Here is a 9,159-nt window from a genome sequence, read left to right on the forward strand (position 1 = left end):
ACGGCTCGACTCAATCCCGCTGGAACAAATCCGGCCCATATGACAGGCTGAACGTCATGGACCATCGCATCACCCACACCTGCGGCCATGAGCAAACCCATTTCATTGCCGGGTTCGCGTCGCAGCAGGAGCGCAAGGCCACCTGGCTGCGCACGACGGTCTGCGGCGCGTGCTACCGCAAGCAGCGCCAGGAAGAGAACGAGCGCGACGCCGCGGCCTCGCAACAAGCCGTTGCCCATCTGTCGCTGGCGCCGCTCAACGGCTCGGAACGACAGGTCAGCTGGGCAACGACCATTCGCGCGAAACGGATCGCCTTGCTGCGCAAGGATCAACCTCTCGATAGCGTCGAAACCGGCGCGGCGCTGCTCGGCATCGCGGACGCCAAATGGTGGATCGACAACCGCGACGCGACCGACGCGCAGTTGCTCGCCTCGGCAGGGGTGGCTCAGGCTCCCGGCTGAACCGGCGTCGTCACCGCATTCTTCAGCGGCGCGGGCTTCTTGCCGTCAGGCAGCGTCCTGCGGAGGTGCTCGTGGACGATCGCAGCCGAGAAGGGCTTCGGGATGAACGTCGCCTTCTCGGGCATGTCACCCGGATTGGGACGGATATTTGTAGGGGCTTGCAATCGTAGCGGTGTCTGCTCGCCAACAGCGCTATTTCCTGCTCACGCTATCTGCCACTGGCGCGTGGCACCGTGCTCGAATTAGCTGCCAATGTGCTCGCCATCATCCGGCGCTGCTCGCAAACGAGGCGTCGCACTCACGTTATCTGCCAACAGCTTCGACCGCCAAGGGGAGGTCGATCAGACGGCCATAGGTTGTCCCGTTTCTCCATCTGCACCGGGCAGTTTCGGGAAAAGCCAATCGGGAACACATTTCGGGAAAATGGCGCCCTCGTTGCCATCGAGCGCGCCTTCCCGCCGTCAGCCGTCCCACGCGACCTCGTTTTCGGGAAAGGGGCTATCGGCTAGGGCACCTTACCAGATTGAACAGCCGCCCCTCGATGCTCCCCGGCAGAACCTCTCCCCCGATCTCGCCGTGGTCGCCACCAACCATGGCTCTAAGATGCAAACGATCGCCGTTTAGCTGAAAACCCATAGTCACAGCATCGGGTAGGCGTTTAGCAGTTCGTTTCTCGGCGGCGTTCTTTATCTCTTCAGACGGCTCGACGGTCAGCATCGTATCTCTTGGCGGTGCATCACCAACCGTGACGATCTTACCGAAGTCCATGCTGCCGTCTGGATAGCGCATACGTATCGTGCGGTCTGCGAACGTGGTGAACTGACTAGCGCAAGCCTCCAGAGTATTGGACCATTTCGAGCTAGCCATTTGGTCGAAAGTGGCACTTCCGCTGGACCCACATGCCGACAAGGCAAGCGATGGTGCTAGAAACAAGATGGCGCGCATTGTGCCAGTTAGAGGCGATAGCCTTCCCACGAGGTTAAAGCGTGGTCGTTGGAGTGAAGCTGATGCGTGCTCGTTCCCGGTTCACCATCCATTGTGAGACGGCGGGCGCTCAACAGCGAACTGCCCGCCGACCGGCTTCGCTCATTCGGGAGAATTGCAGACCGCCTCGATGTTGATCCCGTCCGGATCATGAACGAAGGCGGCGTAATAGTTTTCGTGATAACGCCGGATGCCAGGCGCGCCGTTGTCGGTGCCGCCCGCCTTGAGCGCTGCGGTGTAGAATGCATCCACCTCCGCGCGCGTTCGCGCCTTGAACGCGAAATGGGTGGCTTCCCCGACCCGTGCGTTACCTACGATCCAGAACAGCGGTTTGTACTGCCGGCCGAAACCGTGGATCGTTCCTTGCGTCTTTTGCTGCTCACCGCCTTGTTCAGCGTTTTCAGGCGAGAAGGTGTGCAGGAGTTTGAGCCCAAGGGGCGCCAGCGCCGCCTCGTAGAATGCCTTCGATCGCGCCGCGTCCGACACGCCAATGTTCAGGTGATCGATGATGGTGTCTTCAAAGGGGTTCACCGTCCAGGCTCCTCGATTTGTTGGGTGGATCCAATGTAGCGTGGTGCTACTGACAGCGTTCTGTCAGTAGTGACGGGGAGCGAAGACCTCACATGCGTCGTGCCGATCGCCTGTTGCAGATCATCCAAATCCTGCGCCGTGCGAATGCGCCGGTGACGGCCTCTGAACTGGCTGGAGAACTGGAGGTCGTGCCGCGGACGATCTACCGCGACATCGTCACGCTCCAGGCGTCGCGCGTGCCGATCGAGGGCGAAGCAGGCTTGGGCTACGTCCTGCGAACCGGCTACGACCTCCCGCCCCTGATGTTCAATTCGGGCGAGATCGACGCGATCGTTCTGGGACTGGCAATGGTGATGGAACGCGGCGACGCCGATCTTGCGCGGGGGGCGGAGGACGCTTTGGCCAAGGTGCAGGCAGTCGTCCCGCCCGACGTGCTGCACCAGATTCGGATTGCCAAGCTGCTGGTCCCGCATCCGCTGGAGGACGGCGTCAGCTTCGGAGATCACATTCCCCAAATCCGTGCAGCGATCCGCGAAGGGCGCAAGCTGCGTATCGACTATCAGGACGCGAAAGGATCACCTACGACGCGGACGATCTGGCCGCTTGGCCTGTACCTCTTCAGCCATGTAACGATGATCGGCGCATGGTGCGAAGTCCGAGGTGACTACCGCGCCTTCCGCGCGGAGCGGGTCAAGGGCTGCCGACCGCTGGATGACCATTTCAACGGACGCAACGGGGCGATGATGGCCGAGTTTGTCGCCCGCTTTCAATCCCAGCAGACGCCGGTGCTGCAACCATTTCCAAGCGGTTGCCCGTCCGACAGTGAGACGACGCCTAATCTTCCCAATTGACCATCCCAAGCGGGAATGAGGCGACTGGACCTAACTGCCACCCTTCACCGGTTGATTGGTCGCCTCGGCCAGCACCTCGGCCAACTCCTCGATGGAATAGGGCTTGCGCAGCAACCGCAACCCCTTGGTGCCTTCCTGCGCCAGGACATTGCTGTACCCGCTGGTCAGCACCACCGGGAGCTGCGGATGAAGCCGGGCTATCTCGTCCGCCAGTTCGATGCCTGAGCGTCCGGGCATGACGACATCGGTAAAGACGGCATGATAGCGATCGGGCGAACGGTCCAGCTCGACGAGCGCCGCATCGGCATCCGCGACCCAATGTGAGCCGAGGCCCAGTTCCGAGAGCGCCTGGGTAGCGAACTCGCCCACTTCCCGATTATCCTCGACGACGAGGATGCACGTCCCCGCTTCCAGAGGCTGGAGCGATAGACGTTCGGCAATGTCTGCCGGCTTTTCCGCGGTCGCCAGCGGCAGGTAGAGCGTGAACGTCGTCCCACGTCCCACCTCGCTATCGACCCCGACATCGCCCCCGGATTGCTTGGCGAAACCGAACACCTGGCTGAGGCCCAGCCCTGTACCGTGGCCTACACCCTTGGTGGTGAAGAACGGCTCGAAAATCTGCTCAATCCGTTCCGCGAGGATACCAGTGCCGATATCGGCGATGGAGATGGCCACATGATCCTGTTGGATCGCGGCGTGATTGCGCAATGCCGGCAGTTCGCTCACCATCTCGACCTTGATGGCGAGACTGCCTTCGCCGTTCATCGCGTCGCGCGCATTCACCGCCATGTTGACGATCGCGGTGTCGAACTGGCTGGGATCGGCCAGCACGAGCGTCGGCTGCTCCGGCAGGTCATAGCGGGTTTCGATTCGTGATCCCGTCAGCGTCGGCAGCATCCCTTGCAGGGACGCGATGCTCGCTGCCGCATCGAAGACCTGCGGTTGCAAGGTCTGGCGGCGGGCGAAGGCTAGCAACTGGGCAGTGAGCTTCGTCGCGCGGTCGGCCGTGTCGGCGATCGCATCGACATACCGGACGCGCTTCTCGTCGCTGAGGCCCGGCCGTCGCAGCAGATCGACCGAGCCGCGGATGACGGTCAGCAGGTTGTTGAAGTCGTGGGCGACACCGCCGGTGAGCTGGCCGACCGCCTCTACCTTCTGCGACTGGCGCAGCGCATCCTCGGTCTGACGCAGCACCTCGTCCGCCTCGCGCGAGGCGGTCACGTCGCGACCGATCGCGAAGATTTCGCCGCGATCGGGGGCTGCGGCCCACGATATCCAGCGATAGCTGCCGTCCTTGTGCCGGAAGCGGCAGACGTAGGGCGGCAGCTCGCCGACCTGCGCGATGGCGAGCGCCCGGGCTGTGGATGCGACATCATCGGGATGGATGAAGTCCGTGGCGGCACGGCCGATGACCTCGACCTCCTCGTAGCCGAGGATCGTCATCCAGGCGGGGTTCGCCTGAGAATAGACGCCTTCGGTGCTGGCGACGACGATCAGGTCAGGCGATGCGCTCCACAACCTTTCCAGCTCTGCGGTGCTGACCTCAACCTGCTCAGCCAAATTGACTGCCTCGTCGCGAAGCTGCCTCTCTCGCGACATCCGCTCGCTGTCGTCCAGCATGGCTCCGATCATGCGCAGGGGATCGCCGGCATCGCTACGGATGACGAAGCCGCGATCCCGGATGTCGGCATAGCTGCCATCGGCACGCCGGAACCGGTAGCTGTCGGCCCAGTCCGTGCCTCCGCCATCAATGACGGCATGGATGCTGGCATCGATCCGGCCGCGATCCTCGGTGTGGATGTGGTCGATCCACCAATCGCCTGTCGGTTCGACATCGGCAAGGCGATGCCCATAGGACCGCTCGATCGCCTCGTTCCAGGTGACGTGATTACGCACCAGGTCCCAGTCCCAGATCGCATCGTTGGTCGCGCGGTTGGCGAAGCGCAGCCGCTGCTCGGTTTCGCGCAGCTTCGCCTCCGCGAGCCGCGCGTCGGTGACGTCGTGGATGGTGCCGATCAACCGTGCGGCGCGACCATCCTCGAAGAACGTCTGCCCGCGTGCGGCGATGTGGCGCAGCTTGCCGTCCTCGATCCCGATCGTGCGGTACTCGGTCTCGAACAGGCCATCGCCTGCGGGATCGAGCGACGACTGCACCGCGGCGTCGGCACCGGCGCGATCGTCGGGGTGGACGCCCCGCAGGAACGCTTCCTGGTAGCTGACCGGCGCTCCGGGCGGCAGGCCGAACAAGGCCCGCGCGCCATCGTCCCAGGTCAGAACGTCGTGGATCAGATCATAGTCGAACGTGCCGAGGCGCGCGGCCGTGGTCACGACTTCCGCGGTGCGCCGCGCATCCTCGAGCGCGACCTTCGTCTCGTGCTCGGCGGTGATGTCGCGCACCGCCTTGACGAAGCCGGGATCGTCGGCGCCGAGCAGCGGCGTCATCGCGCCGTGCGCGTAGAAGCGGCTGCCGTCCTTGCGGATATGCCAGCGCTCGTCCGAGGCGCGGCCTTCCTTCCGCGCGATCCGGAACTCGCGATCGGGAATGCCCGCCTCGCAATCCTCCGGCGTGAAGAAGCGATCGGCGGGGCTGCCGAGCATCTCCGCCTCGGTCCACCCGAAGATGCGCTCGGCGCCGGCGCTCCAGCTCGTGACGATGCCGTCGGCGTCCATCGCGATGATGGCGTTGTCGATCGCGGAGTCGACGATCGCTTGATACCGGTCCTCGGTCGCCTGGAGGCGTCGCGACGCATGATCCATCGCCATCGCGTGATCGCGCTCGCGGATGGCGTCGCGGTTCTCGATCAGCTCGACGACCTGCTCGGCAAGCAGCGACAGCGCCTCGCGTTGCGCCGCGTCCAGCCCTCCCGGCCGGGCCGCGGTGTCGATCGCGCAGAGGCTGCCCAGCGCTTGGCCGTCTTGGGTGACGAGCGGCGCTCCGGCATGGAAGCGCAGATACGGTGCGCCGGTCACCAGTGACATCGACGCTGTGCGCGGATCGGCCGTCAGGTCGTCGATCTGGAACACGTCGCGCTGGCGAATGGCGAGCGCGCAGACGGACGTGTCGAGCGCCGTCTGGTCGATGTCGACGCCGCCCCTCGCCTTGAACCATTGCCGGTCGACGTCGACCAGGCTGACCAGCGCGATCGGCACGCGGCAGATGTTCTGCACCAGCGCGACGATCCGGTCGAACTTCCGGTCGGTCGGCGTGTCCAAGATGTCGTGCCGGCGAAGGGCCGCCAAGCGATCGGTTTCGTTCGTTTCCGGCCTTGCGCCGGCTTCCTCTTGTCGTGTCGGCACTGCTCGTCGTTACCGTTGGAAAGGAGGGTCGTGGATGGCGATCCATCGCAGCAGCCCCCCGCTCGCCCGCGACCGCCGACATCTAGCAGCGAATGAACAAACGGCCAACATCTTCGCCGTTTCGACCGCACGGGTGAAGGGGGTGAGGCCGGACAAGCGGCTGAATTAATGACTATGGCCGGGCGCCTAACGCCCCTAACCTGCGTTACCAAGCTCCAGGTCGGAGCCGGTGAATGTGTCACGTACTGATTATCGAAGACGAACCGTTCATCGCCATGAACATCCAGACCATGCTGGAGGAGGCGGGTGCCACCTCGTTCGACTTTGCGGTGACGGAGGCAGAGGCGGTTGCTGCCGCGCTCGCTCACCCGCCCGGGCTGATAACCTCGGACGTAAATCTGGTTGAAGGCACCGGACCCGCGGCTGTGGCCCGGATTCATGCCCGCCTCGGAGAGATGCCGGTCATTTTCATCAGCGCGACGCCTGCCGAGTGCCACCCCTGCAATCCGCCGGGGATCATTCTCGGCAAGCCGGTCCGGGAAAGCGAGCTGAAGCACGCGTTTCGTCAGATGGTGTAGGTGGAGACGCCTAGCGTCATCGGCTATTGCCAGATCGACAGCTCGCCCCAGTCCGCGGCTTTCGCCAGAATGCACCGCCCCTTGCTGAAACCGTCCATCCAGCTCAGACGCAACATGATTTCCGAATGGTCAATCGGACAGTCGATAGCCGTTCCCTTGCGCAAGGCGCCAAGCGACTGCCCAGCGGCAAACGCGTCGTTCATTCGGGCGAGAAGGTTGAGCATAGGGCATCGTAACCGGCGACGCTGCGACATCCAACCCTTGGGTAAAGCGCACCTTTATGGGTGACGGCCATCACCCGGTATGAGTTGTGGGAGGCCACACACTTTCCCAATTTACCATCCCAATGGGAACGCGCCAGCCGTCTCGCTGGCCCTTCCAAGTCGAGAAAATAACATCTGATGTCTCGTTGGATAGTTAATCGGTCGCAGTCACACCATGACCATGTTCTTCACACAGCCGCTCTAATTCATCTACCCACGGCTGACTTTCAAGATAGGTGCTGGTTCCAATATCGGCATCAGTAGGAACGATGTCATTGGTCAGGCTGAGGTTGCGCGGCGACAGATCAAGGTTATCTTCACCTGCGAACCATCGAATGACTCGATCGCCTTCACGCCAAATGACCCACACTGCTTCAGTGTCCCGAGGTCCTCGGGTCAGGCCTAGAACACAGGCATGGGTGTCGACGCCGGGGGCTTTTTGGTGTAGGTATGATTCTACGACTTCCTTATACTTGGAAAAGTGTGATCGCTCCTCAAGACCGAATGGCTTGTACTCGGAGAAATATGAATGGCGAACCTTTTCTTGACTACAAGCAGTTACAAGGGTCGCCATTGTCACTGACATGCAAAGCCAGATATAGCTCTCTAGACGGCATTCCCGCATCGCCATTACGACCCTTGTTAATTGCAGCCGCCAACTACGCGACCGTATAGACCAGGCTGACCATCTTCGTCCTAATTTCCGAAACTCGATCGAGTTTTGGGAAGCAGCGGCTTAATTCGAGCTGAAAAACGGGCCATCGCAATCAGGTGGTAAGGGTGCTGCGAGTCCAATCGGCGGCGAGGCACTGCCGCCGCCACCTAGCGACACGTAGGAGCCAACAGCGTATCGACGCCCGTCGCTCGTAACAACGAACTGCCCACTACCTTCCTTTACGAGGCGCGACCCGAGCGGCCAGATAACCAGCGCATCGCCGATCCGTATACAGCCGTCGCGAACCGTCAGCCTGCCCTTGGCAAGGGCGGTCAGGGCTATGTCTGGAGTGAAGGAGCGAACAGGAAGATGCAGCGCGATGGGCTTGGCCGCGCAGCCAGCGCAGGCGAGTATCGCGACGATCAAAAGGTGAGGTTTCATAAAGACACTTTGGAAGCTCTTTAGGATCGGTTGAAATTAATCAGGTTGTTAAATAAGTGAAGCGTAGGTCAAGCGTGTTCGCCGGACCTGGATGATTCTGGCCTATTAAGTCGTGAAACGCCTGAGCGTCTTCCCGAAGAATCGCAGGCCAGTCCTTCGGTTGATTGCCATGCGCTGCACTACAGGCAGCCCCCACCATCAACGCTATGCCAAGAATGGAACAGACCTGTTGCCGCACTATGCCCCCTATGCGTGATATGGCGGCGTGCAGTATGTCATGATCGACCGGAGCATCAAAATCACTGGACTTTGAGCCGCTTATGGCGAGCCGCAGCGCTCGGGTGTCCGGAAACGGACATCTGACGGTACTTCCCAAAAAAGCGAACGGCAGCGGGACGGTCAGCTCATTCCCGTTAGGATCTCAATCGGAAATGGCTGCTGACCCATGTCAGCATTCGAGCGGGTCAAGGCAGAACAGCTCTTCGACGGGACGTCCGAGCAATTGAGCAGCCTTCAACGCAAGTAAGGGGCTGTCGGAACCAACTTCGACGAGCTGCCAACCGAGCGTTTCGGCGCATGGAGGTCGGGCAAAGCCGTCAAAGACGCTCATTATTCGTGTCTCCCTTGCGCCGCGCCGACGACGGCTATCGGCCATTGCCACGGTTTGTACGCGCCGTTGCAAGCATCGCGGCCGTCGTGAGACAGCCCGCATTCTCACCGATCATGGGTTGCGAGAAAGCTGTCGCCTTCCCGCTTCAGCATCCCAATGGGGAAGCCTTGCCCGTCTCGCTGGCCGATCTCGAACGGCAGGGCTGCGGCCGCCCCGCTGGTCGTTCGCTTCTGGGAAAGATGAGTCGCCGCTTTTGGCTGCGGGTATTCATGACCACCCCCAGCAGGCGTTGTGCCGCGGGTTTGTGACACCTCGAAACCCGCGGAGAGCCGACTTCGAGAAGGTGGCTTCACAACCGGATGGTTGTGACACCTATTAGGCGGCAAGCCTGAGCACGTTACGGCCCTCATGCTTGGCTACGTAGAGCGCCTGATCGGCGCGTTTGAGCAACGTGTCGCACGCTTCGCCGGGCTCTGTTGCAAAAATCG

General features: G+C 62.0%; 9 protein-coding genes. 3 read left to right on the plus strand and 6 right to left on the minus strand.

What is annotated here, in order from left to right:
• Window positions 1–56 precede the first annotated feature (56 nt).
• Window positions 57–461, plus strand: a complete 405-nt coding sequence (locus B2V90_RS19355; protein ID WP_010409157.1) for a hypothetical protein — start codon at window positions 57–59, stop codon at window positions 459–461.
• Here the strand turns inward: B2V90_RS19355 and B2V90_RS19360 are convergent.
• From B2V90_RS19360 to B2V90_RS19370, 3 genes are all read right to left on the minus strand, one after another.
• The gene (locus tag B2V90_RS19360; protein ID WP_231372554.1) at window positions 446–586 is read right to left on the minus strand and encodes a hypothetical protein; all 141 of its coding nucleotides are present in this window, start codon (window positions 584–586) and stop codon (window positions 446–448) included. The two genes, B2V90_RS19355 and B2V90_RS19360, sit on opposite strands and share 16 nt — an antisense overlap.
• A gap of 373 nt (window positions 587–959) precedes the next feature.
• On the minus strand, window positions 960–1,229 hold the full coding sequence (locus tag B2V90_RS19365; RefSeq protein ID WP_293922873.1) for a hypothetical protein: 270 nt from the start codon (window positions 1,227–1,229) through the stop codon (window positions 960–962).
• 318 nt (window positions 1,230–1,547) lie between these two features.
• Window positions 1,548–1,976: a VOC family protein gene (locus B2V90_RS19370; RefSeq protein ID WP_066776641.1), complete on the minus strand. Its 429-nt coding sequence runs from the start codon at window positions 1,974–1,976 to the stop codon at window positions 1,548–1,550.
• A gap of 92 nt (window positions 1,977–2,068) precedes the next feature.
• Here B2V90_RS19370 and B2V90_RS19375 point away from each other — a divergent pair, with 92 nt between their 5' ends.
• On the plus strand, window positions 2,069–2,827 hold the full coding sequence (locus tag B2V90_RS19375) for a helix-turn-helix transcriptional regulator (protein WP_293922877.1): 759 nt from the start codon (window positions 2,069–2,071) through the stop codon (window positions 2,825–2,827).
• Window positions 2,828–2,857: 30 nt separating this feature from the next.
• Here B2V90_RS19375 and B2V90_RS19380 read toward each other — a convergent pair whose 3' ends face one another.
• The gene (locus B2V90_RS19380; protein ID WP_293922879.1) at window positions 2,858–6,040 is read right to left on the minus strand and encodes a PAS domain-containing protein; all 3,183 of its coding nucleotides are present in this window, start codon (window positions 6,038–6,040) and stop codon (window positions 2,858–2,860) included.
• A 317-nt stretch (window positions 6,041–6,357) separates the two neighbouring features.
• Between B2V90_RS19380 and B2V90_RS19385 the strand changes: the two genes are divergently transcribed.
• Complete coding sequence (locus B2V90_RS19385; protein WP_168136084.1) at window positions 6,358–6,702, plus strand: response regulator; 345 nt, start codon at window positions 6,358–6,360, stop codon at window positions 6,700–6,702.
• Between the two features lie 417 nt (window positions 6,703–7,119).
• Here B2V90_RS19385 and B2V90_RS19390 read toward each other — a convergent pair whose 3' ends face one another.
• Window positions 7,120–7,596, minus strand: a complete 477-nt coding sequence (locus tag B2V90_RS19390) for a hypothetical protein (RefSeq protein WP_293922882.1) — start codon at window positions 7,594–7,596, stop codon at window positions 7,120–7,122.
• A gap of 913 nt (window positions 7,597–8,509) precedes the next feature.
• Window positions 8,510–8,671 (minus strand): hypothetical protein, encoded by a 162-nt coding sequence (locus B2V90_RS19395; protein WP_168136081.1) that lies wholly within the window; start codon window positions 8,669–8,671, stop codon window positions 8,510–8,512.
• Window positions 8,672–9,159 lie beyond the last annotated feature (488 nt).

It is taken from the genome of Sphingobium sp. UBA5915 (assembly GCF_002431195.1).
In the GTDB taxonomy this organism is placed as follows: domain Bacteria; phylum Pseudomonadota; class Alphaproteobacteria; order Sphingomonadales; family Sphingomonadaceae; genus Sphingobium; species Sphingobium soli.